The 22,253-nt window shown below is 43.9% G+C and carries 18 protein-coding genes; 10 read left to right on the top strand and 8 right to left on the bottom strand.

From position 1 onward, the window contains the following. Positions 1 to 34: 34 nt before the first annotated feature. The 3 genes from DVB69_RS08575 to DVB69_RS08565 all read right to left on the bottom strand — a co-directional run bounded on the left by DVB69_RS08575 (position 35) and on the right by DVB69_RS08565 (position 3,547). Positions 35 to 1,375, bottom strand: coding sequence for a uracil/xanthine transporter (locus tag DVB69_RS08575; protein ID WP_116018536.1), 1,341 nt, complete (start codon positions 1,373 to 1,375; stop codon positions 35 to 37). A gap of 160 nt (positions 1,376 to 1,535) precedes the next feature. Continuing rightward, entirely contained in the window at positions 1,536 to 2,450 is a 915-nt protein-coding gene (locus tag DVB69_RS08570; protein WP_116018534.1) for a pseudouridine-5'-phosphate glycosidase, read from the bottom strand. After that, entirely contained in the window at positions 2,447 to 3,547 is a 1,101-nt protein-coding gene (locus tag DVB69_RS08565; RefSeq protein WP_116018532.1) for a carbohydrate kinase, read from the bottom strand. Before DVB69_RS08565 ends, DVB69_RS08570 begins: the two co-directional genes overlap by 4 nt. A gap of 191 nt (positions 3,548 to 3,738) precedes the next feature. Between DVB69_RS08565 and DVB69_RS08560 the strand changes: the two genes are divergently transcribed. The 8 genes from DVB69_RS08560 to ptsP all read left to right on the top strand — a co-directional run bounded on the left by DVB69_RS08560 (position 3,739) and on the right by ptsP (position 12,814). Beyond that, positions 3,739 to 5,361 (top strand): M20/M25/M40 family metallo-hydrolase, encoded by a 1,623-nt coding sequence (locus DVB69_RS08560; RefSeq protein ID WP_116018530.1) that lies wholly within the window; start codon positions 3,739 to 3,741, stop codon positions 5,359 to 5,361. A 73-nt stretch (positions 5,362 to 5,434) separates the two neighbouring features. Next, positions 5,435 to 5,992, top strand: coding sequence for a PTS sugar transporter subunit IIA (locus DVB69_RS08555; protein WP_116018528.1), 558 nt, complete (start codon positions 5,435 to 5,437; stop codon positions 5,990 to 5,992). Between the two features lie 200 nt (positions 5,993 to 6,192). Further along, positions 6,193 to 8,103 carry an N-acetylglucosamine-specific PTS transporter subunit IIBC gene (nagE, locus tag DVB69_RS08550; RefSeq protein WP_116018526.1) on the top strand — a complete coding sequence of 637 codons (1,911 nt, stop codon included), beginning with the start codon at positions 6,193 to 6,195 and terminating at the stop codon, positions 8,101 to 8,103. Between the two features lie 69 nt (positions 8,104 to 8,172). Further along, a complete protein-coding gene (nagA, locus tag DVB69_RS08545) occupies positions 8,173 to 9,336 on the top strand; it encodes an N-acetylglucosamine-6-phosphate deacetylase (RefSeq protein WP_116018524.1) in 1,164 nt (387 codons plus the stop codon). 33 nt (positions 9,337 to 9,369) lie between these two features. Then, on the top strand, positions 9,370 to 10,092 hold the full coding sequence (locus tag DVB69_RS08540) for a GntR family transcriptional regulator (protein ID WP_116018522.1): 723 nt from the start codon (positions 9,370 to 9,372) through the stop codon (positions 10,090 to 10,092). 5 nt (positions 10,093 to 10,097) lie between these two features. Further along, a complete protein-coding gene (locus DVB69_RS08535) occupies positions 10,098 to 10,820 on the top strand; it encodes an SIS domain-containing protein (RefSeq protein WP_116018520.1) in 723 nt (240 codons plus the stop codon). A 21-nt stretch (positions 10,821 to 10,841) separates the two neighbouring features. Further along, positions 10,842 to 11,108, top strand: coding sequence for a phosphocarrier protein HPr (locus tag DVB69_RS08530; protein ID WP_116018518.1), 267 nt, complete (start codon positions 10,842 to 10,844; stop codon positions 11,106 to 11,108). Next, on the top strand, positions 11,105 to 12,814 hold the full coding sequence (gene ptsP / locus DVB69_RS08525) for a phosphoenolpyruvate--protein phosphotransferase (protein WP_116018516.1): 1,710 nt from the start codon (positions 11,105 to 11,107) through the stop codon (positions 12,812 to 12,814). Before DVB69_RS08530 ends, ptsP begins: the two co-directional genes overlap by 4 nt. A 39-nt stretch (positions 12,815 to 12,853) precedes the next feature. Here the strand turns inward: ptsP and DVB69_RS08520 are convergent, their stop codons facing one another. Continuing rightward, a complete protein-coding gene (locus tag DVB69_RS08520; RefSeq protein WP_116018514.1) occupies positions 12,854 to 13,414 on the bottom strand; it encodes a YusW family protein in 561 nt (186 codons plus the stop codon). Between the two features lie 126 nt (positions 13,415 to 13,540). Here DVB69_RS08520 and DVB69_RS08515 point away from each other — a divergent pair, with 126 nt between their 5' ends. After that, on the top strand, positions 13,541 to 14,917 hold the full coding sequence (locus DVB69_RS08515; RefSeq protein WP_116018512.1) for an FAD-binding oxidoreductase: 1,377 nt from the start codon (positions 13,541 to 13,543) through the stop codon (positions 14,915 to 14,917). A 644-nt stretch (positions 14,918 to 15,561) separates the two neighbouring features. Here the strand turns inward: DVB69_RS08515 and DVB69_RS08510 are convergent. After that, positions 15,562 to 16,467 (bottom strand): LysR family transcriptional regulator, encoded by a 906-nt coding sequence (locus DVB69_RS08510; protein ID WP_116018510.1) that lies wholly within the window; start codon positions 16,465 to 16,467, stop codon positions 15,562 to 15,564. Between the two features lie 107 nt (positions 16,468 to 16,574). Here DVB69_RS08510 and DVB69_RS08505 point away from each other — a divergent pair, with 107 nt between their 5' ends. Beyond that, on the top strand, positions 16,575 to 17,603 hold the full coding sequence (locus tag DVB69_RS08505; RefSeq protein ID WP_116018508.1) for a YeiH family protein: 1,029 nt from the start codon (positions 16,575 to 16,577) through the stop codon (positions 17,601 to 17,603). A gap of 67 nt (positions 17,604 to 17,670) precedes the next feature. On the opposite strand, the gene DVB69_RS08500 is transcribed toward DVB69_RS08505, so the two are convergent. The 3 genes from DVB69_RS08500 to DVB69_RS08490 form a co-directional block, all read right to left on the bottom strand. After that, entirely contained in the window at positions 17,671 to 19,083 is a 1,413-nt protein-coding gene (locus DVB69_RS08500) for a glycine betaine ABC transporter substrate-binding protein (RefSeq protein ID WP_233505356.1), read from the bottom strand. Between the two features lie 180 nt (positions 19,084 to 19,263). After that, positions 19,264 to 20,376 (bottom strand): ABC transporter ATP-binding protein, encoded by a 1,113-nt coding sequence (locus tag DVB69_RS08495; protein ID WP_116018504.1) that lies wholly within the window; start codon positions 20,374 to 20,376, stop codon positions 19,264 to 19,266. A gap of 157 nt (positions 20,377 to 20,533) precedes the next feature. Then, complete coding sequence (locus tag DVB69_RS08490) at positions 20,534 to 22,207, bottom strand: ABC1 kinase family protein (protein WP_116018502.1); 1,674 nt, start codon at positions 22,205 to 22,207, stop codon at positions 20,534 to 20,536. Between the last annotated feature and the right edge of the window lie 46 nt (positions 22,208 to 22,253).

Raw genomic sequence — 22,253 nt, 5'->3', positions numbered from 1 at the left:
TGTAAAACTTGTATTCTGAGTTATCAGATGAATTTTATGAAATCTTAATGTGATCCCACTTAATGGTGTTTTCTAGAATAAGAGCAATCAGAATACCCATCAATAGGCCGTTACCAATGATTGGTTGAAGAAATCCTGGCAGAGAAGAGAAGTACGAGTCAGGCATTACCATAATGACAACAGCGATGAATATTGGAATTGCAGATCGATAAACGTTCCGTTTGTTGAGCCGGATTTCCTCAAAGAATCCGAAAGACGAGTTAAGCAGTTGTAAGTAAGCAACAAACAGTACAGTGCTTCCAATGCTGAGAGGGATGTTAGAGAAAAAGTGGGAGACGGGAGGAATGATTCCTATCAAAAGAAACAAACCACTGCCGATGACGAAGGGAAGTCTCTTAACGATGCCGGACTGTTCCAGAAAACCGATTGACGACACGAAAGGTGCGTAGGGGACAAGACCGAATAATCCACTCACTACTGTGAGTCCACCTGAAATGGTCAAACTACGGTTGTATTGCTTTTTGCTTGTTTCTTCATCGTATAAATCTTTGCCTTCTGTACCTTTTAATGCACCGAATGTATTTGCGAGATTCATAAGACCTGTAATGACTGCCATAGATATAATCCCGATATTCCAAGCAGGCTTTCCTAATAGGAATAGCTCAAATTTAAACGAAGCATCTGGTTTCACCGAATGTTCGGGACCGAATAGGAGTGCATAAGCAGCCCAACCGATTACTATACCGCCGAGTAATGTGTACTTACTTACTTTTTTAGGAGCTTTGATGTTAATAACAATCATGATAGCAGCAATAGAAAACGTGAGTGCTGCAACGGAAAGTTTGATTTTTGCATCATCGGGTGGATTTCCCATCGGAATGCCAAGCATCCCTTCAAGAAAGATCTTAATAAGCTGGAACCCGAATAGCAGCATGAAGACGCCCATGACGCCGGGTTTGAAAAGTTTGGACAGGGCAGGACCCCAGCCGAAAATTCCGATGGCGACCGTCAGTACAGCAGAAATCAGGAATCCGACAGTAAGGCTTCCACCTAATTCAGCCATAGAAACGCCTTGCGCACTTGCAAGGCTCACGATTGACAGGATCATCCCCCACCAAAGTCCTGATTGCCCTTCCAGAATGGATCTTTTATGTCCAAAAAATGACTGCAGCAAACAGGCGACTCCTGTCACTATGAAAGACAACTGTAAGGTGGAAATTATACTATCTTGAGGAAGGTGGAACGCTTTTCCGACAGTTAGGGGAATGATAACAATGTTGGCGAATATGAAGAAAAACCACTCCAGGCCAGCTATCCAATCGGATGGACTCTTCAGTTCAGCTGCTTGCTTTTCGGCTTCTTTTTTTACATCCATAGTGGAAGTCCTCCAATTTTTCAGAGTTGTGTATGTTATTCGAGTTTCCCTTATGGAGAAGGTTTAAACTAGTAATGATCGATTTTACTAGTGTTAGGATGTTGGTGATTGGAACATAAAAAAAGAGCACTTCTCGGGAGAAGTACTCTTTTGCATAGTATTATTTAGCGTTGCTTAACGCGACAGCAATCTTAGCTCCAACGACTGCATTGTGTTTAACAAGAGCAATGTTGGCAACTAGACTCTTGCCATCTGTAAGGTCTTTAACTTTACCAAGCATGAAAGGTGTTACGTCTTTCCCTTTGATGCCTTTATCCTTCGCTTCCGTTAATGCTTGATCAATAATTCCATTGATCATTTCAGGATCAAGTTCATCTGCTTCAGGAATCGGGTTTGCAATCACAGCTCCACCGGTAAGTCCGAGATGCCATTTCACAGCAAGCGTTTCAGCGACAACTTCTGGATTGTCCGCACGGAAATTCACAGGGAATCCGCTCTTACGTGTATAGAATGCAGGCAGTTCGTCCGTTTCATATCCGATGACCGGCACGCCTTTTGTTTCTAAATATTCCATGGTAAGACCGATATCAAGAATGGATTTTGCACCAGCACAAACGACAGCTACATCTGTTTTTGCAAGCTCTTCCAGATCTGCAGAAATGTCCATTGTTGTTTCAGCACCACGGTGTACGCCACCAATTCCACCTGTTACGAACATGCGGATTTCAGCAAGGTCTGCACAAATCATTGTCGCTGCAACTGTAGTCGCTCCTAGTTGTTTCGTTGCAAGCAAGTACCCGATATCACGGCGGGAAACTTTTGCGACATTGTCGCTTTTACCGAACATTTCAAGTTCGTCATAAGATAATCCGATTTTGATTTGCCCGTCGATTATTGCGATCGTCGCTGGGACTGCACCGTTGTCACGAATGATTTGTTCGACTGCACGAGCGGTTTCTACGTTTTGAGGATACGGCATGCCGTGAGAGATGATAGTAGATTCAAGTGCCACGATGGGTTGTCCAGCTGCTTTAGCGTTTAAAACTTCTTCTGAGAAGACGATATATGATTTCATTTGTATTCCTCCAGTTCATTTTCTAATCCATTTGCGGTCAGTTCTGGTCTTACTGTATAGGTGGATGCTAACGTTTTTGCTGCGTTCACAAGGCCATAGGAAATTGCGTCATTGAGTGACCGGTCCATTACTGCAGCATGCAGGACTCCGGAGACAAATGCATCGCCAGCTCCTGTCACGTCTTCTACTGAGACTCCAGGAATCGCGCAATGATGATGGATTGTGCGCGTTGTGCGGTCCCCTGCCATAATTCCTTTTTTTCCGCGAGTAATAATGGCATGTGCTGCTCCTAAGTCAAGGAGTGCCAAAACTGCTGTTTTCCAGTCCTCATCATTTTGAATTGTGATGCCCGTTAAGGTTTCGGCTTCATCCTCATTGCAGATGAACCATGTCAGCCCCTCAAGCGTATCTGGCAAATGCGCCATTTTAGGGCCAGAAACAGGGATGATTGCCAGTGGAACCTTGTGACGAATCGCTGCATCCCGAATCGCCTCTGCCGTTTCTTTTGCTACATTGAGGTCTATGACAATCATCTTGGCACGAGCCAAGTGCCGTTCGACAGAAGCGATATAGTCGGTGTTTAGTGACTCATACACATCCATAACCGCCATCGCAATCACCAGTTCACCGTGACTGTCTAGCACCGCCGAATACGATCCAGTTGAGGCATCAGGTAATACCCGTACTGACGTTAAGTCCATATAGGGCGATGAATGCATCGCAATCAGGTCCCAGTCTGCGTCTTTGCCTGCAGTAGTGATCAATCGAACGGGATGGTCAAGACGCCCAAGGTTTTCAGCGATGTTGCGGGCGACACCGCCAATTGTAACCGACAGTTCAGCGGGGTTGGATGTACCAGATACTACCTGTCCAGTGACATGAAACTTCCGGTCGACGTTCGCACCACCGATACAAATAATTTCATCTTCCGGAGATAACACATAGGCTCTACCTGTAATATATCCGCGTTTCGTCAGAGCAGATATCAAATTGGCCACAGCAGGTCGGGAAAGTCCAAGACCTTCTGCCAGTTCTTGTTGGGAACAGTATGGGTTTTGCCGGATCAACGACATCAGTTGCTGTTCTTTTTCGTTCATTAAGTAAACACCTCCCGTTCGTTATTTCATGAACCAAACTTATGTTTACATAATAAACAGAAGTTTGTCGAGATGCAAGTCAAACGACCAACCTGTATGGGATGAATCTTTTTAACAAAAAGCGTACACTCAAAAGTAGACAGGTTGTTGCTGTCAGGATGCCAGCACGTAATTAAAGAGGAGGGTTTTTAATGGCAAACCAACATACTCGAACAGAACTGCAGTGGAATACGCCCGAAACATTACAAGCATTATTGTGCGAGCTCGTCAATTGGGATAGTCGGACAACAACAGAAGGGGAAAAAGCTTTCCCACATCGTCTCGCTGAAAAGTTGAAAAGTGTCCCTTATTTCGAAGCACATCCTGAACAGTTGGAGTTGCATGATGCAGGGTTAGGGCGCAATTCAGTCACTGCGTTGTATAAAAACCATGAAGCGCAAGATACGATTGTGCTTATCAGCCACTTTGACACGGTATGGACAGAAGAATATGGTGCACTAGAGCCATTCGCATTCCATCCTGAAGAGCTAACCGCAAAATTACATGAATATAAAGAAGAACTCCCTGAAGAAGCGTTGGCCGATCTCGAATCAGGGGAGTATTTGTTTGGTCGAGGAACGATGGATATGAAGATGGGGCTCGCTTTACATATGTCCTTAATCGAAAAGGCATCATCGGAACAATGGCCGGTGAACTTAGTGTTACTCGCTGTTCCTGACGAAGAAGTGAGTTCTGCTGGTATGCGTACCGCAGTCAAGTCACTCGTTCGTATGAAACAAGAACACGACTTAACGTATACGCTGTTCTTAAATGGCGAACCCGTTTTCTCTCAGGAACCCGGCGACCCAAGGGAATATATTTACTCGGGATCCATCGGTAAAATCATGCCCGCTGCATTGTTTTATGGAAAAGAAACGCATGTCGGGGAACCGTTAAAAGGAATTACGTCGACATTCATGGCTTCTTTCTTAACACAACGGATGGAGTGGAACAATATCTTTGAAGAAACTGATCATGGGGAAACCACGCCACTACCCGTGACATTGCAGCAAAAGGATCTAAAAGCGCATTACTCTGTGCAAACTCCATATCGCTCAACTGCGCTTTATAATGTCTTCACAATGAGAAGAACTGCTGCAGAGGTGATGGAATTATTTGAAGGCATTGCAAAAGACGCAGTCCAGGCATGTGAATCAACGTACACAGAAATTTGTGAGCGTGAAGGGGTTCCTAAAGTAGGGGAGATCAAGCTACTCAAGTTTGAAGAGTTGATGGATTACGCAACCAATAAGTTAGGTAAATCGGAAGTGAAACGGATCATTACAGAAGTATCTGGAGATTGGGAACTTGACGATCGGGACAAATCATTTAAAATCGTCGATGTCCTCATGATAGAGTGTCAAGAACTTACGCCTGCAACCGTTCTATTATTTGCGCCACCGTATTACCCTGCTGTGAATACTTCTGACGATGCACTCGTTCAGGAGCTTGTCACACTCATGCAAGACAAAGCGACCTCACTCGGAACAGAAGTGTCTCAAATTCATTACTTTAATGGGATTAGTGATTTGAGCTATGTACATTATGAGGATGAAGGGACAGGTTGGAAATCATTTGAGCGGAATACTCCTGTATGGGGCGCTACTTATTGGATGCCGTTTGAAGAAATGAAGGCACTCGATGCACCTGTTTTGAACGTCGGACCATTCGGTAAGGATGCACACCAACGTACAGAGAGGCTGCATATCGAAAGTGCTTTCGTCCGTCTCCCTCAAATGCTGGAGACACTTGCCATGCACTTTTGTGGAAAGTAACGAATGACTTTGGGATAGTGAAGCGATGTTTAGTAAACAATACACATGAAAAGGTAGAAGGAGAGTGAAAGAAATGGCGAATTTCTTTAAAAAAATGGCACAGTCGTTAAAAGGGGACAATCCAGCTGAGGAGCAGCAGACACCTGCATCACAGACACCTGCAGAAAAGGGGATTGGAGAAGAAGCATTTGTCATGCCGATTGATGGGACGGTTATTCCATTAACTGAAGTACCGGATCCCGTTTTTGCACAGGAAATGATGGGACCTGGTTTTGCGATTGATCCGACAGGGGATACTATTTGCTCACCCGTCGATGGTAAGGTCGTCAGTGTGTTCCCGACCAAACATGCGATTGGACTGGAATCTTCAACAGGTGTTGAGGTCCTGATTCACGTGGGATTGGATACGGTGAAATTGAATGGCGAAGGTTTCGATCTATTGGTTAAGAACGACCAACCGATTCGTCGTGGAGATGCATTATTGAAAATTGATGTTGCCCATATCAAAGCAAATGCGCCGTCCGCTGTAACTCCTGTTATTTTCACAAACACCGATAAAGAGAAGATCCATTTGTTGAAAGAAGGGAAACAAACTCAAGGTACAAGCGGTATTGTACGAGTAGATGCTTAAGGTGACTCATTAAATTAAAAACAAAAAAGTGATTGCAGATCCCTATGCAATCACTTTTTTTGCATACTTTTAAACTTTTAAACATAAATTCGTAAAAACGCTTACATTCTTTCTGGTTTTCTGGTTTAATTGGTATAGACAACTAGACCGGTATAACGGTATAGTGAAAAGTAAGATAACTTAAAAGGAGTGAGAAGAAGATGATGAACTTTATTCAGCGAATCGGTAAATCACTAATGTTTCCGATTGCAACCTTGCCGGCAGCTGCATTGCTTTTGCGACTTGGGCAAGAGGACTTGTTTGACCTCCCGTTCATTGCCGCAGCCGGTGCTGGAATCATTGATAACTTAGCAATCATATTTGCTATCGGTATTGCGATGGGCTTGGCACATGATAACAGTGGAGGCTCTGCTTTAGCCGGTGCAGTAGGCTATTTGGTGCTTACGAATTCCATGCAAGTCGTCCTTGGCGAAGATTTCACAATGGGCGTATTTGGAGGTATCATCTCAGGTATTGTAGCAGGACTTCTCTATAACCGCTTTTATAATATTAAACTTCCTGATTTTCTTGCCTTCTTTGGAGGTAAACGTTTTGTGCCAATTGTCACCTCGGCAACAATGACCATCCTTGCAGGAATATTGATTTTCGCATGGCCGCCTGTGCAAAACGTTATTGACAGTATCGGTAACTGGGTACTTAATGCAGGTGCGCTTGGTGTAGGAACTTACGGATTCTTGAACCGTCTACTCATCCCTACAGGTCTTCACCACGTTATTAACACAGTTGTTTGGTTCGACTTCGGATCATTCACAGATGCTAGTGGTACGGTTGTAAAGGGTGAAATTAACCGATTCCTTAAAGGCGATCCAACAGCAGGACCATTCTTGTCTGGTTTCTTCCCGATTATGATGTTCGGTCTTCCAGCTGCATGTCTAGCGATGTATGCTGCAGCTAAAAAAGAGAAGAAAGCAATTGTCGGTGGTATGCTATTCAGTATCGCATTCACTTCTTTCCTCACTGGTATTACTGAACCAATCGAATTTGCGTTCATGTTCCTATCACCAGTACTTTATGTTGTGCACGCATTGCTAACCGGTGCGTCCATGATGATATCGTATATGTTTGACGTCCATCACGGATTTGGATTCTCAGCAGGTGCGATTGACTATGTCTTGAACTTTGGATTAGCTCAAAATCCGCTGCTCCTAATTCCGATAGGACTCGTGATTGGTGCATTATACTTTGTGATTTTCTACTTCCTCATCGTGAAACTCGACTTGAAAACACCTGGTCGTGAAGATGATGACGATATGGTAGAAGATACTGCAGTCTATAGTGATGATATTGTTGAAGTAAAGGCGTATCATACAATTGAAGCACTTGGCGGTCTTGATAATATTCAAGCCATTGACTACTGTACAACCCGATTACGTCTAACTGTTAAAAACTCTGACGTTGTGGATGAAAAACAATTGAAGCGTTACGGCGCAATGGGCTACATGAAAATTAGTAAAACAAACGTTCAAGTTGTCATCGGAACAGCTGTTGAATTCTTGGCTGAAGCGATGAAACGACGTATGAAGAACGGTAACCCAGCTCCGAAGACGGAAGAGTCTATGGAACTGGATACACAGCCACACGCTGTGAAAGCTTTACCAGCATCTGATTTCCATATGCCAATCGACGGAGACATTATTGACTTGTCTGAAGTTCCGGATGATGTATTTGCGAAAGAAATGATGGGCCCTGGTTTCGGAATCATGCCGAAAGGGAAAACGATTCATTCACCAATTGACGGTAAAGTTGTTAGCGTCTTCCCAACGAATCATGCGATTGGGCTGGAAACAGACACAGGCGTGGAAGTACTCATTCACGTAGGTTTGGATACAGTGAAGTTAAACGGAAAAGGCTTTGAATTGCTTGTAGAAAGTGGTCAGCTCATTCAACGAGGCGATGCATTGTTGAACATTGACTTAGACTACATCAAAGCAAACGCACCATCCGTTGTAACACCGGTTATTTTCACAAACGTGGAAAAAGCCAACCTGCACATTTTGAAAAAAGGGTTCCAACGTAAAGGAACTGATTCAATCGTTAAGGTTGATGAATAATAACTAATTACGCCGGCGGGAGAGACGACAGTCACTCTTCCGGCGTATTTTCTTAAGGAGCGGACAGCAATGACAAATACACTATTACTGACAAACGGAACCGTAGTAACACCAGGTGGAATCCTTGAGAAAGGACAAATGTTCATAGAAAATGGAGTGATTCAGGAAGTTGGAACATCCATTTCTAGGGAAGCTGATCAACAGATTGATGCTCAAGGTGGCTTCGTGCTGCCGGGGTTCATCGACATGCACATCCATGGAGCAGCTGGAGCAGATGTGATGGATGCTACACCTGAAGCATTGGAAACGATGGCGAACGTCCTTCCAAAAGAAGGGACGACCTCTTTTTTAGCGACTTCAATGACGCAATCACCTGGGGCGATTGAAGCTGCGTTGAAAAATGCGGCAGCATTCACGACGAAGGCTGGACAAGCCCACATGCTGGGTGTTCACCTAGAAGGACCATTCGTATCACCAAAGCGTGCAGGAGCCCAGCCTATAGAATATATTTGCCCTCCTGATGCCGAACAGTTTGATGCTTGGCAGCGGGCAGCTGAAGGCAAAATCCGCATGGTGACACTCGCACCGGAAGAAGAGAATGGAATGTCATTCATCCGTAAACTTGCATCTGAAGGCATTGTTGCATCCATGGGTCATACCGATGCAACAATCGCCCAAATGGAAGAGGCTGCTGGAGCGGGAGCTGTGCAAGCTACGCATCTATATAACCAGATGTCTCCCTTCCATCATCGTGAGCCAGGTGCGATCGGCGGGGCACTTCTCGTAAACGAAATAAGTGCAGAAGTAATTGCAGACTTCATCCACAGCCATCCTAAAGCAGTTGAGATGGCATACCGGGTGAAAGGTGCGGACAGACTTATCCTCATAACGGATGCAATGCGTGCCAAAGGACTCGAACCGGGAGAATATGATCTTGGTGGTCAACCTGTCCATGTAACAAAAACAGATGCGCGCCTTTCAGATGGTACACTTGCTGGAAGTATTTTAACGATGGAACATGCCGTCAAAAATGTCGTCCGTACATTAGGAATCAGTCCACTCGATGTGGCAAAAATCACTTCTGGAAACGCAGCTCGTCAACTGGGTCTAGCGAAAAAAGGCGGTCTGATTGCTGGAAATGATGCGGATGTCGTGATTCTCGATAAAGAGTGGACAGTCATGCATACGATTTGTGGCGGTGTAGTCGGGTATGATCATAATAGGAAGGTATGATGTGTTTGAAAAATTCGATTGGTGGTGGCAGGTATGCTAGATAAGCAATCGGCCATACCGATTTACGTTCAAATTGAAGATTATTTAAAGGGGCAAATTTCACAAGGTGTGTATCCCGTAAAGTCCCTTATCCCATCTGAGCGTGAATTGACGGACATGTTTGGCGTTAGTCGTATGACAGTCCGTCAATCACTTACAAACTTAGTGAAGGACGGGTTGTTATACCGTGAAAAAGGTCGTGGTACGTTTGTGGCGGAAGAAAAGATGGAACAGCCACTTAACGGATTAACGAGCTTTACTGAAGACATGAAAGAGCGAGGCTTGGTTCCTGGGACGAAGCTGATTAGCTTTAGCCAAATCCATCCAGACACTCAGATTGCCGCACGACTCGGAATCTCCCCTGAAGCATTTGTTCATAAAGTTGTCCGCATTCGCTATGCTGATGCAACGCCAATGGCGATTGAACGATCGTATTTGCCTGTGGAATTGTTTCCTAGGCTTACAGAAGAAGCACTGCAAGGCTCCTTATATGCATTCATCGAGCTACAGGAGAAACTTGTGATCGGTCAGGCGACACAGCGGATGGAAGCGGCTCTTGCAAAAACTGAGGACGCTGGATACTTACAAATAGCGCTTCCTGCTGCAGTTGTACTTATCGAACGCGTGAGTACACTTGAGGATGGTCGCATTTTTGAAGTCGTTCGAAGTACGTATCGTGCAGACAGATATAAATTCATTAGTGAAATTGGAAGGTGAATACCTTGAATTCATATATAAGCGAGATTACGGCCCTCATAACAGAAGCGGGTCATGAAGCAAAAGGGGCAGTGGAACAAGCAGCTGCACAACTAGCTGATCGAATAGCGGAAGGCGGTATCATCCATCTCTTCGGATCGGGCCATTCCCAATTGCTCGCACAAGAAGGGTTTTTCCGTGCTGGAAGTCTAGCGTGTGTTCAGCCAATTTCTATTGGGCCACTTATGTTGCACGAAGGAGCGCTACTTTCATCTAAAAACGAGAAAGATCCTGAGTTCAGCAAAACCTTTTTAACTAGTCTAGATATACGGCCGGAAGATGTCGTTATCATCATTTCAAATTCAGGGCGTAACCCCGTACCCATTGATATGGCAGAATATGCGAATACGCAAGGCGCTTATACGGTTTCCATTCAGTCTTTATTGTATACTGAAAAAGAACATCCATCTCGTCATTCTTCAAGCAAACGACTGGAAGCATTAGTGTCTACTGTGCTGGATACAAAAGTCCTTCCAGGCGACGGAATTATGCACATCGACGGAATACAATGCGGTCCTGCATCCTCAGTAATTGGGAATGCGTTGCTGCACGCTTTGTTCTGCGAGGTTGTTGTGCGAATGAGTGAGAATGGAATGGAACCGCCTGTTTTTAAAAGCGGTAATATAGAGGGCAACGATACACATAATAATGCACTCGTCGCCCACTACAGCGACCGCATCGATTTTTGACTTAAAAGGAGAGATTTAGTTATGGAAAAGAAGACGTACACAATTACAAGTAGCGAAGGGTTGCACGCACGTCCGTGCTCAATGCTCGTGTCAGCAGTAACACCATTCAAGTCAGAGGTCACGATTACGTACAAAGAGCGCACAGCCAATTTGAAATCCATCATGGGCGTCATGGGCATGGGTATTGAATCCGGTGCGCAAGTTGAAGTCACAGCAGACGGCGCAGATGAGTCAGAGGCGATCGCAAAAGTGGATGACATTATGAAAAAAGAAAGTATTGGCGAGTGAAACAAACTATTACAGGGATCGGTGTATCCGACGGCATAGCGATCGCCAAAGCGTACCGTCTGGAAACGCCTGACCTGACAGTCGAAAAACTGACTATCGAGCAACCGGAACTGGAAATTGCCCGTTTTGAAGCTGCTAAAGATGAAGCTGCAGTTGAACTAGAAGAGATTCGAGCAAAAGCAGCCGAAAACTTCGGAGAAGACAAAGCGGCCATTTTTAGCGCACACTTACTCGTATTGAACGACCCTGAGCTTGAGAGCAGCGTCAAAGGTAGCATCGAACAAGGCATCAATGCAGAATTTGCCTTGCAACAGGCTGCAGATACATTCACGGCAATGTTCGAGTCAATGGACAACGAATATATGAGAGAACGTGCTGCAGACGTGCGCGACGTAACTAAGCGTCTCCTGGCTAAACTGTTAGGCGTCCATGTATCCGATCCTTCTACAATCAATGAAGAAGTGATTATTATTGCAGACGATTTAACTCCATCTGCAACGGCACAATTGAACAAGCAATTCGTCAAAGGATTTGTCACTGACATTGGAGGGCGTACATCGCACTCTGCAATCCTAGGAAGAATGCTAGAGATTCCAGCAGTTGTCGGAACGAAAACGGCTATGGCATCGATTGAACAAGGAACCTCTCTGATTATCGATGGAACAGACGGAACAGTATTACTAGAGCCGACTGATGAAGAAAAGCTGACTTATGAAACGAAGAAAACGACGTTCGAGCAAGACAAGGAATTGTTGAAGCGTTTTGTTTCTGAATCGACGGTTACAAGTGATGGACATCATGTTGAAGTGGGCGCGAATATTGCGTCGACTGATGATTTACCATTAGCAGATAAAAACGGTGCAGAAGGTGTCGGCTTATTCCGTACAGAGTTCCTTTACATGGGTAAAAGTGATTTCCCTACGGAAGAAGAGCAGTACGATGCTTATAAAACCGTTCTGACATCCATGGGAGACCGTCCAACGGTTGTCCGCACACTCGATATCGGCGGGGACAAAGAATTAAGCTATTTCAGCACTCCTGAAGAGATGAACCCATTCCTAGGCGAGCGTGCCATTCGTCTTTGCTTTGAACATCCAGAAATGTTCCGTACGCAGTTACGCGCATTGCTGCGCGCGAGTGTCCACGGCAACTTGAAAATCATGTTCCCAATGATTGCGACGCTAGAAGAATTCCGACGCGCAAAGGGCATGCTACTCGAAGAACAAAAGAAGCTACAAGCTGAAAACGTTCAAATTAGTGATACGTATGAAGTAGGGATGATGCTTGAAATTCCTGCAGCTGCTGTCATTGCCGATTTGTTTGCAAAAGAAGTAGACTTCTTCTCCATTGGAACAAATGATTTGATCCAATATACGATGGCGGCAGATCGCATGAACGAAACGGTTTCGTATTTGTATCAGCCAAATCATCCGTCTGTGTTACGCCTCATTCATAACGTGATTCAAGCCGCCCATAAAGAAGGCAAGTGGGTTGGTATGTGTGGTGAAGTAGCGGGAGATCCACTGTCCATCCCTGTTTTACTCGGTATGGGACTGGATGAGTTCTCAATGAGCCCGTCGAGCATTTTGAAAGCACGTGCTCAATTCGCGGATCTTTCTAAAGCGGAATGGGAAGGATATATCCCGGAAATTCTCCAGATGGAAACATCCGAGAAAATTATTGAATTTGTACAAGCACATAGCTAAAAAAGAAAAGCGGAACCGAATTGACGGTTCCGCTTTTACTTATTTTTTATCTTCGAATTGGATTTTTTGGCCATCAGGCATTGTGATTTCAATATCAAATTTGACGTAATCGTCTTTCAAATTGAACGCGTCCAATGCTTGTTGAATGGCTTGCTCTTTTGAAGTGGTTTCTGTGATGTCCAGCTTTTCCAACTTCGGATAAATTTCATCGAACGCTTCCCGACCTTTTAAATTGGTATTGGAAAGTTCATCCTCAACGGTCGATTCTACCTTGCCGTTGTCTTGCTCGATTTCGATTTCATATTCTTTGTCTTTTCCATAATCGACTTCCAACTCAAATTCATCATAGGTCAGCTTGTCCATTTTCTCTTTCATGTAGTTCTGATCGCTGTCTGAGACTGTTGAGTTATTAGTTGTAGAGGAATCGTTTGTATCGGAAGAGGATTTGTTAGCGGACTCATCGTTGACAGTTCCAGACCCAGTCGTCGTATCTTCCGTACCGGTTGTGTTCTTTTCTGTGCTCGTGTCGTTGTTACCACATGCACCTAAAAGTAGGGCTGTCGCAAGAATGCTTCCTGCAATAGATGCTGATTTTCTCAAGATGATGACCTCCTATGATTTATACATTCCTTATAGTGTTCCCCGCTCATTAAATTACAAACGAGTTCAGAATGAGTTATAATTGTTGAAATTGTATTTAAATTAAATGAGGAAGGAATTGATCGAATGACTACTTTAATTGACCAACTTTTTGTTGAATTGACCGAGTTTTTAGAGATTGGGCAAGTAACGCAAAACGAAACAGTACGAGACTTACATAGCAAGGACGAATCTTACCATACGCCAAGCCTCCCGGATCTTGTGGTGTTTCCTAGGACCACTGAAGAGGTGAGCCGTATTGTAAAAGCAGCAGGGAAATTAAACGTCCCTGTCGTTCCATTTGGCGTTGGCTCCAGTCTGGAAGGTCACGTAATCCCCTATGATCATGGGATTACAATCGATTTCAGTGAGATGAATCAAATACTAGAAGTGAATCCATCTGACATGCTGGTAACTGCGCAACCTGGAGTGACTCGTTCTGTTTTGAACAAAGAGTTAAAAAAACATGGGCTATTCTTCTCTGTCGACCCAGGAGCAGATGCCACACTTGGTGGTATGGCGGCAACAAATGCAAGTGGAACGACATCCGTAAAATACGGAGTTATGCGTGATCAGGTGAGAGATTTGGAAGTGGTTCTAGCGGATGGAACTGTGATTCACACGGGGAACAAAGCAGCTAAATCATCCTCAGGGTATCACCTGAATGGATTATTTGTCGGTTCAGAAGGAACTCTCGGATGTTTTACGGAACTAACACTTCGTGTGTTCGGAATCCCGGAAGTGACCACAGCAGCTCGCGCAACATTCACATCGATTACGAATGCTATTGAAGCTGTGCCTGCAATTTTGCAAGCGGGTATACCCATTGCGCGAGTGGAGCTGGTTGATACGGAGTCCATTCGTCAAGTAAATGCGTACAGTGAAACGGACTACGAGGAATTGCCAACCCTCTTTTTAGAGTTTCATGGCAACGAAGCCGGTCTCGCACAAGACGTTACCTTTACAGAAGAAATTGTCGCAGACTTCGGTTGCAAAGAAATTTTGTTCGAAACAGAAACTGCAAGTCGCAATCGTTTGTGGGAAGCTCGCCACAATGCCGCATACGCCTATACACATGGATTCCCAGGCAAACAGATGATGCTGACGGATGTATGTGTACCGATTTCCAAACTAGCAGAAGCTGTTGTCTTTGCACGCGAGGAACTGGACCGCACAGGTCTTGAAGGTGGAATTGTAGGACACGTTGGGGATGGTAATTTCCACGTGTTGCTAATGATTGACCATGAAAATGATGAAGAACTCAAGGTCGCTGATGAATACAATGAAACCATCGTCCGTCGCGCGCTCGCTTGTGGTGGAACCTGTACAGGCGAGCACGGTGTTGGCGTTGGCAAACAGAAATACCAGCGAGATGAACACGGTGCTGCGTACGACGTCATGCTGAAAATCAAGCAGGTACTGGATCCAGGGAATGTATTGAACCCAGGCAAGTTAATTAAGTGATTCAAGTGGAAAGGGCTTTTGCAAAGCCCTTTTTTCCTTGCAATGAAATACTAAGGTGCAGACGTGTATGATAGCATGCTCATAAATCTTGGAAAGTGATCACAACCCAGAGAAGGCGCTCATAACTCGGGGAAAGTGATCATAACCCAGAGAAAACGCTCATAAATCTTGGAAAGTGATCATAACCCAGAGAAAGCGCTCATAAGTCTTGGAAAGTGATCATAACCCAGAGAAAGCGCTCATAAATCACAGAAAGTGATCATAACCCAGAGAAAGCGCTCATAAATCACAGAAAGTGATCATAACCCAGAGAAAGCGCTCATAAATCTCAGAAAGTGATCATAACCCAGAGAAAGCGCTCATAACTCGCAGAAAGTGATCATAACCTAGAGAAAACGCTCATAACTCCCAAACTTTATTTGAAATTTTCCTGGATTGCCAGCCCATCACTCATGAAACCCATAAAGCCTCCTTTACAGAGAAATCCTCAATCACTTAACAAGCACAGCGCTACCAATTAATCCTTTAACGCACTTGACTTGTGTCCCGTTATCGAAAAAAAGCCAGATCTGTCGGAGAAATCATGCGCTGTAACGGATATCCTCGAAAATTAAATCCACAACCCAGAGTCAGGTGGGTTTTCATTAACTTTCCCGGAACAATGTCAACTTCCGATTATTAAGCAGAAGCTCCAAAAAAACTTGTAACGCCTTTGTCTGATACGGTGAACTGGTCACAATCGAGAATTGCCGCACAAATGGTAAGTTCTTCACAGATAGACGCACTAAATCGCCATAACGGACTTCCTTTTGTACAGCCCACTCTGATAGCAAACTAATTCCTAACCCTGCTTCCACGGCTTCCTTAATGGGCTGAGTACTACTGAACTGCATCGTACGGGCAGGCGTGATCGAGTTGCGTTCAAAAACAGATTCCACAGCTTCACGCGTGCCGGATCCTTCTTCTCGAATTATCCAAGGGAGTTCAGCCAATTCCCCCCACTCGATTGCCTCTGTCCTTAACGCTAGGGGATGACCTGCTGAAGCGACAACGATCATCCGATCTTCTGCAAAATCTTGTGTGGTCAGCATTCGGTTTTCTTTGAATCGACCTTCAACAATCCCTACATCAAGTTGCTGACTTATAATGAGATCTGCAATTTCAGCAGTATTTCCAATCGTTACCTCCGGCTGAATGTGAGGATAGACTTCCAACAAACGAGCCAAGATATGAGGAAGTACATATTCACCAAAAGTGTAACTGGCTCCAATTGAGAGTTTTCCGCTTGCCACGTGGGATAAGTCATTAACTAAGTGATGCATGCGACCATATAATCCTACAATTTCTTTCGCATGGTGGTAAACGATTTCTCCAGCCTTTGTCAGTCTGACGTATTTGTTCGTCCTTTCGAGCAAGCGCACATTCATCGTCTCTTCCAAGGAACGGATATACTGGCTCACAGCGGGCTGTGTCATATGGAGGTCCTCCGCTGCACGTGAAAAGTTTTTCTTTTCGGCGACCGTGACAAAAACGTTTAAACTCTGGTCCATGTGATCACTCCTTTCTCATATATCTATTTACTTATGATAGCTATTATATAATGTTATTTTCCTTATGGAAACTGTCAGCGTATACTTAACCCAAGGAGGTGTTACCCATGAATTCATCGTCATTATCCCCATCCCCCAAAAAGTTATCGAAATCGACTGCTTGGATCGGCGGGGTTGCATTTACATTTTTCATTGCATTTTTAGGCTATCTACTCGCGAAGCTCCCGGGGTTTGACCATATTGGGCAAATGGCATCTGCAATCATCATTGCAGTTGTGTTCCGTCAGTTTTTCGGATATCCGGAAGCGATTCGGTCGGGTATTGCCTTCTCATCTAAACGCTTGTTGCGAACAGCCATTATTTTGTACGGCATTAAACTTAATATCGACACCGTATTCAGTGATGGACTCGGATTGCTTGCCCGTGATGTCGGCGTTATCATCTTTGCGATTTTCATGACACTTTGGCTAGCCAAGATGTTTAAAGCAGATATGAATATTTCTCTCTTATTGGGTGTCGGGACCGGAGTTTGTGGCGCAGCAGCGATTGCCGCAATAGCACCAATCGTAAAATCAAAAGACGAAGACACAGCAATCGGTGTCGGAATCATCGCTTTGATGGGTACAGTCTTTGCTATCGGCTATACCGTGTTACGTCCATTCTTACCTCTCGATGCAATTCAATACGGAATGTGGTCAGGTATCAGCTTGCATGAAGTCGCGCATGTTGCGCTAGCAGGAGCTCCTGCAGGTGAAGATGGACTTGCGATCGCACTACTTGCTAAGCTTGGTCGCGTGTTCTTACTTGTTCCACTGTGCTTCATCTTTATCGCAATTATGAAACGTAAAAGTAAAGGAGCAGACGAAGGGGATTCGAAAATCGAGTTTCCATGGTTCCTAGTGGGCTTCATCATTTTAAGTGTGCTCGGAAGTTATGTATTTGGACCGATCATTCCAGTATCCGATGCAGTCTATGAATTCATATCAGTATTAACAACTTGGCTCTTAACAGCGGCTATGGTTGGACTTGGATTGAATGTAAGTCTTCGCGATTTGCGAGCGCGTGCGCTTCGCCCACTCGCTGCCATGACCATCACATCAATCTTACTATCCGTCATTGCATATTTCATCGTCTGAACAATCGACTTTCCATAAAAAAACCACGTAGAAAGGGGCTTACCTTTTCTACGTGGTTTTTTATAAATTAATCAATCAAACCTGACTCCTTTAAGAAGTCCACTGCCACAGTTTCGTATTGTTCTTTATCAATATCAACACGTGCGTTTAGCTCTTGCATCTTTTCAGTATCAATTTTACCAGCTAGCATATTTAGAACCTCTTCTAATTCTGGATGCTTATCCAGCACATCTTGACGGATGAGCGGAGCTGCGTAATAAGGGGGGAATAGTTTTTTGTCATCTTCTAGCACTTTTAAGTTGAACGCTGGGATACGTCCATCGGTTCCGAAAGCGTCTATGACATCAACATCACCATTTTTAATGGCACTATACATAATGCCTGTATCCATTGTTTTTGCATCTTTAAAAGAGAACCCATAAAGTTCTTGGAAACCGGGATATCCATCTTTTCGCTCCTGGAATTCGGGTTCTGATCCTAGGACCATGGAATCTGCGGTCCGTTGCAAGTCGGACATTTTTTCTAGTCCGTATTTGTCTGCATCTTCCTGACGCACAGTGAGTGTATACGTATTGTTAAAGCCAATTGGATCGAGCCAGACAAGGTCATATTTTTCTTTAAATACTTTTTTCACGTACTCATACGCTTCGTCCGGATCGTTAATGGCATCTTCTTTCAAATAGTTCATCAACCCAGTTCCTGTGTACTCTACATAGACATCATAACTGCCTTGCTGTAGCCCTTCGAAAGCGAGCGTGGAACCACCAAGGAATGATTCGTATTTAACATCCAAGTCCGTTTTCTCTTCTATCAAGTGGCCAAGCACATAAACCATGATTTCTTGTTCGGTGTAGTTTTTACCTGTAATCGTTATGGTATCCTTATTCCCACCTGTGAAAGAGGTGATGGAAACCACTAGGACGACGGCTACTACAACAGCTATTGCACCGCGTGTTATGTTCTTTTTTGTTTTGCTAGAAAGTTTACCTGGTTGCGCCATAGTCTCTACCTTTTTTAAGATGAAGTCGAGCGCGATAGCTAGCAATGCAGAGGGGATAGCGCCTGCAAGGATAAGTCCTGAATTGTACGTTTGTAAACCGCGGAAAATGAGATCACCAAGTCCACCGGCTCCTATCAGCCCAGCAATGGTAGCAACACCGACGATTAAAACGGCTGCTGTCCGGACACCTGCCATGATAACACCTAACGAAAGCGGTAATTCCACCATAGTTAGCACTTGTCGGCTCGTCATACCCATACCGATACCCGCTTCTACAGTAGCACGGTCAACGCCACGTATACCAATATATGTATTGCGCAAAATTGGCAGTAAGCCGTAAATGGTGAGCGCAATAATTGCAGGTGCTTTGCCTGTCCCCATAAACGGGACAAGGAACACAAGCAAGGCCAAGCTTGGGATTGTCTGAAGTACAGAAGCGATCCCTATGATCGGTTCGGCTACTTTTGTGTTGCGTGTCAAAATGATACCTAAGGGCACTGAAATGAGGATTGCGATTCCGATGGAGATTAAAGAAAGGGTTGCATGTTCAAGAAATAGGCTCCAAATTGTGGGCCATCGATTCGTAAAGACATCTACTGTATCATTCCATATTTCGTTAATAGTAAAGACCTCCTGTCAATATGTATCCTATCCTTCAGATTAGAGTAGCTCATCAACGATGTACTCAACGAGACTCGAGCGACTGACGAGACCTAGTAGCTTTTCATTCCGATCGACTACAGGGACAAACCAATAACCTGATTCATTTAGCTTCGTGAAAATTTCTGCGACGGGTTCGTCAATATAGAACTTCTGATGATCTGTTTTTTTAATGTCGTTTAACGTAAGAGATTCGTCATTGAAATGCTTTTGCACATCCCAAATAGAGGCTACACCAAGATAATGATCGTTTTCGTCAACGACAATCAAGGTATCGACTCGTTTTTTTTGCATCGTTTTCAGTGCTCCTGCTAGACCTCTTTTGTAAAGAGTAGAGATGGGTTTGATAAGAAGAGATTCGAGTGGGGGAAGTACAACCGCTTCGTTTAAGCGATCTTCTCCGATGAAATTCCGTACAAATTCATTGGCTGGACGACGTAAAATTGCTTCAGGAGAATCGACTTGTACAATTTCACCATCTTTCATAATACAAACACGATCTGCTATTTTAAGAGCTTCATCCATATCGTGTGTCACGAACACAATCGTCTTTTTTACATCGCGCTGAAGTTTGACCAATTCATCTTGTAGTTGTTCACGGCTTATAGGGTCAAGCGCACTGAATGGCTCGTCCATTAAAATAATTTGAGGTTCTGCGGCCATCGCACGAATCACACCGATCCGCTGTTGTTGCCCTCCGCTCAATTCTTGAGGATAACGATCTGCATATATGACTGGATCCAATCCAACCATTGTCATCAGCTCATCCACTTTGTGGTGATAGTCTTTTTCCTCCATCTTTTTGAGTTGGGGAACAAGCCCGACGTTTTCACGGATGGTCATATGTGGCAACAAACCGATATGTTGAATCACATAGCCGATACTTCTCCGCAGCTCTACAGGATTGACTGAGGAGACACTTTTTTCATCAATTTTAATATCTCCACCAGTAGGTTCGATTAAACGATTAATCATTTTCATAGTGGTCGTTTTCCCACTACCACTTGGTCCAATCAGTACAAATAGTTCACCTTGATGAATATCAAAGTTCAAATTTTTCAGTGCTTCAAATCCATCTGGATATTTTTTAGACACGTTTTTAAATGTTATCAACTGGCTTCCTCCTTCATCATTTTTAAAATTATTCCATAGACAACTCTAAACTTAATATTTGAAAATAGCAAAAAAATAGTCCTAATTGTCTAGTAATAAAGGTTACTTGCTAAGGTGTGTGAAAAAGCGACTAAGTCTCTAAAGACTTGACTAGCCGCTACATTTTTCCAGATCTGAAAATGGAAAAGAGAAGAAATACAAACATTAAAAATGCAACAATCGCACCGATTTCAATGACAGGTAGATTCAATAGCATATTACTTTCTCCAGCGATAGCGGATCCGATGATCAAACCGGTCATAAGAATACTGAATGCAAGAAGTATGACACTGAATGCAAGTCGGTTGCTAATGATATCCATGCGCCGAAGAATGAAGCTGGTCTGCCTTAAGTTAATGTCCAGTTTCAATTTCCCTTTTTTTGCTGCAGTACTAATATCTTTGAAGTCACGAGGGATATTCGCTAGAATCTCTGCATTTTCACTCACACTTTCCCAAGCGGATTTTAGAAGGGAAGTGGGACTGTAATACTCTCTAATGAGTTTCTTCCCAAAGGGTTCTACGCCATCCATGATGCTCATATGAGGGTCTAACTTTGAAATTAACCCTTCTAGCGTTAATATGGTTTTCCCTAGTACTGTGATTTCACTAGGAATCTTAATCTGATGACGATAGGCAACCCCGAACAGATCCATGAAAATGTCTCCTAAACTCATGTTTTGTAAAGAGACATCATAATATTTTGTTTTGAGCATCCCTAAATCTTTTTGCAGGCTTTTGATGTCTGTTTCGTCTTGCAATATCCCCATTGCATCCAATACTTTGATAATGCCTTTTGTGCTACCGCGTTCCAATTCCATAATTAGTTTTGCGAATTGGAGTTTGAGATCATCATCCATGACTCCAATCATTCCAAAGTCGATAAAAGAAATAACATTCCCGGGCATTATGTATATATTTCCCGGATGGGGATCACCGTGGAAGAATCCGTGATCGAGCACTTGACTAAACATGGAGTGCACGAGTCTTCTTGCAACTAATTCCCGATCGTATCCTCTTTCATCCAGAGTATGGATATCATTGGACTTAATTCCTTCGATCATCTCCATCGTCAAAACCTTTTTGGAGGTAAGATCCCAGTGTATTTCTGGAATGTACACAAAAGGATCTTTTTTCGCTTGTCGCGAGATTCGTTCAGCATTTCTCCCTTCGTTTTCGTAATCGAGTTCACTGAGTAGTGAGTCCGCAAACTCGTTAATAATTGCACGAACGCCATACATCTTACCCCAATCCGTGTTGTTTTCTACGATAGAGGCTAATTCTTTCAGGATAGACAAATCAGTCTCTACTGTTTGTCGGATATCAGGGCGTTGTACTTTTACAGCCACTTTCTCACCGGTGTATAAAAAAGCTTGATGTACTTGACCAATTGATGCAGTCGCAAGTGGTTTGTCATTGAATGATTCAAATAGTTCGTTCAGCGGTTTTCCTAACTCTTTTTCAATAATTTGCTGGACTTCATCAAACGAAAAGGGGTCTGTGTGGTCTTGGAGTTTCTCTAGTTCTCGAATGATTTCAAGGGGAACTAAATCGCGTCGTGTACTTGCTATCTGTCCTAACTTTATGAAGGTCGGACCGAGTTCTTGTAATGTCCGATTCAACTTTTGCCCGATGTGTTGAAGGTTCGTGTCCATTGGTTCGTTTTTCATCGTTGCGGCAGCTCTACGTTCTGTAATACCTAACCGAAATAGTACATGGCTGAAACCGTTTTTTAAAAACGTATTGACAATCTCTTGAAACCGATACGTTCTGCGGATGGAAATCTTAATCACACCAACACCTCCATTCAACTTATTAAAGTACCCTATAAGTGTCTAT

Origin of the sequence: Sporosarcina sp. BI001-red, assembly GCF_003384035.1 — a bacterium.
Classification (GTDB): Bacteria; Bacillota; Bacilli; order Bacillales_A; family Planococcaceae; genus Sporosarcina.
Note: the sequence above shows the minus strand (reverse complement) of the source record. Positions and strands in the feature narration are given on the sequence as shown.

Bases quoted from the DNA above. Each gene is read 5' to 3' on its own strand.
- DVB69_RS08530 (WP_116018518.1), top strand. From the start codon at position 10,842: ATGGAAAAGAAGACGTACACAATTACAAGTAGCGAAGGGTTGCACGCA.
- DVB69_RS08510 (WP_116018510.1), bottom strand. From the start codon at position 16,467: ATGGACCAGAGTTTAAACGTTTTTGTCACGGTCGCCGAAAAGAAAAAC.
- DVB69_RS08505 (WP_116018508.1), top strand. From the start codon at position 16,575: ATGAATTCATCGTCATTATCCCCATCCCCCAAAAAGTTATCGAAATCG.
- DVB69_RS08560 (WP_116018530.1), top strand. From the start codon at position 3,739: ATGGCAAACCAACATACTCGAACAGAACTGCAGTGGAATACGCCCGAA.
- DVB69_RS08515 (WP_116018512.1), top strand. From the start codon at position 13,541: ATGACTACTTTAATTGACCAACTTTTTGTTGAATTGACCGAGTTTTTA.
- DVB69_RS08555 (WP_116018528.1), top strand. From the start codon at position 5,435: ATGGCGAATTTCTTTAAAAAAATGGCACAGTCGTTAAAAGGGGACAAT.
- nagA (WP_116018524.1), top strand. From the start codon at position 8,173: ATGACAAATACACTATTACTGACAAACGGAACCGTAGTAACACCAGGT.
- DVB69_RS08540 (WP_116018522.1), top strand. From the start codon at position 9,370: ATGCTAGATAAGCAATCGGCCATACCGATTTACGTTCAAATTGAAGAT.
- DVB69_RS08565 (WP_116018532.1), bottom strand. From the start codon at position 3,547: ATGAACGAAAAAGAACAGCAACTGATGTCGTTGATCCGGCAAAACCCA.
- DVB69_RS08570 (WP_116018534.1), bottom strand. From the start codon at position 2,450: ATGAAATCATATATCGTCTTCTCAGAAGAAGTTTTAAACGCTAAAGCA.
- nagE (WP_116018526.1), top strand. From the start codon at position 6,193: ATGATGAACTTTATTCAGCGAATCGGTAAATCACTAATGTTTCCGATT.
- DVB69_RS08575 (WP_116018536.1), bottom strand. From the start codon at position 1,375: ATGGATGTAAAAAAAGAAGCCGAAAAGCAAGCAGCTGAACTGAAGAGT.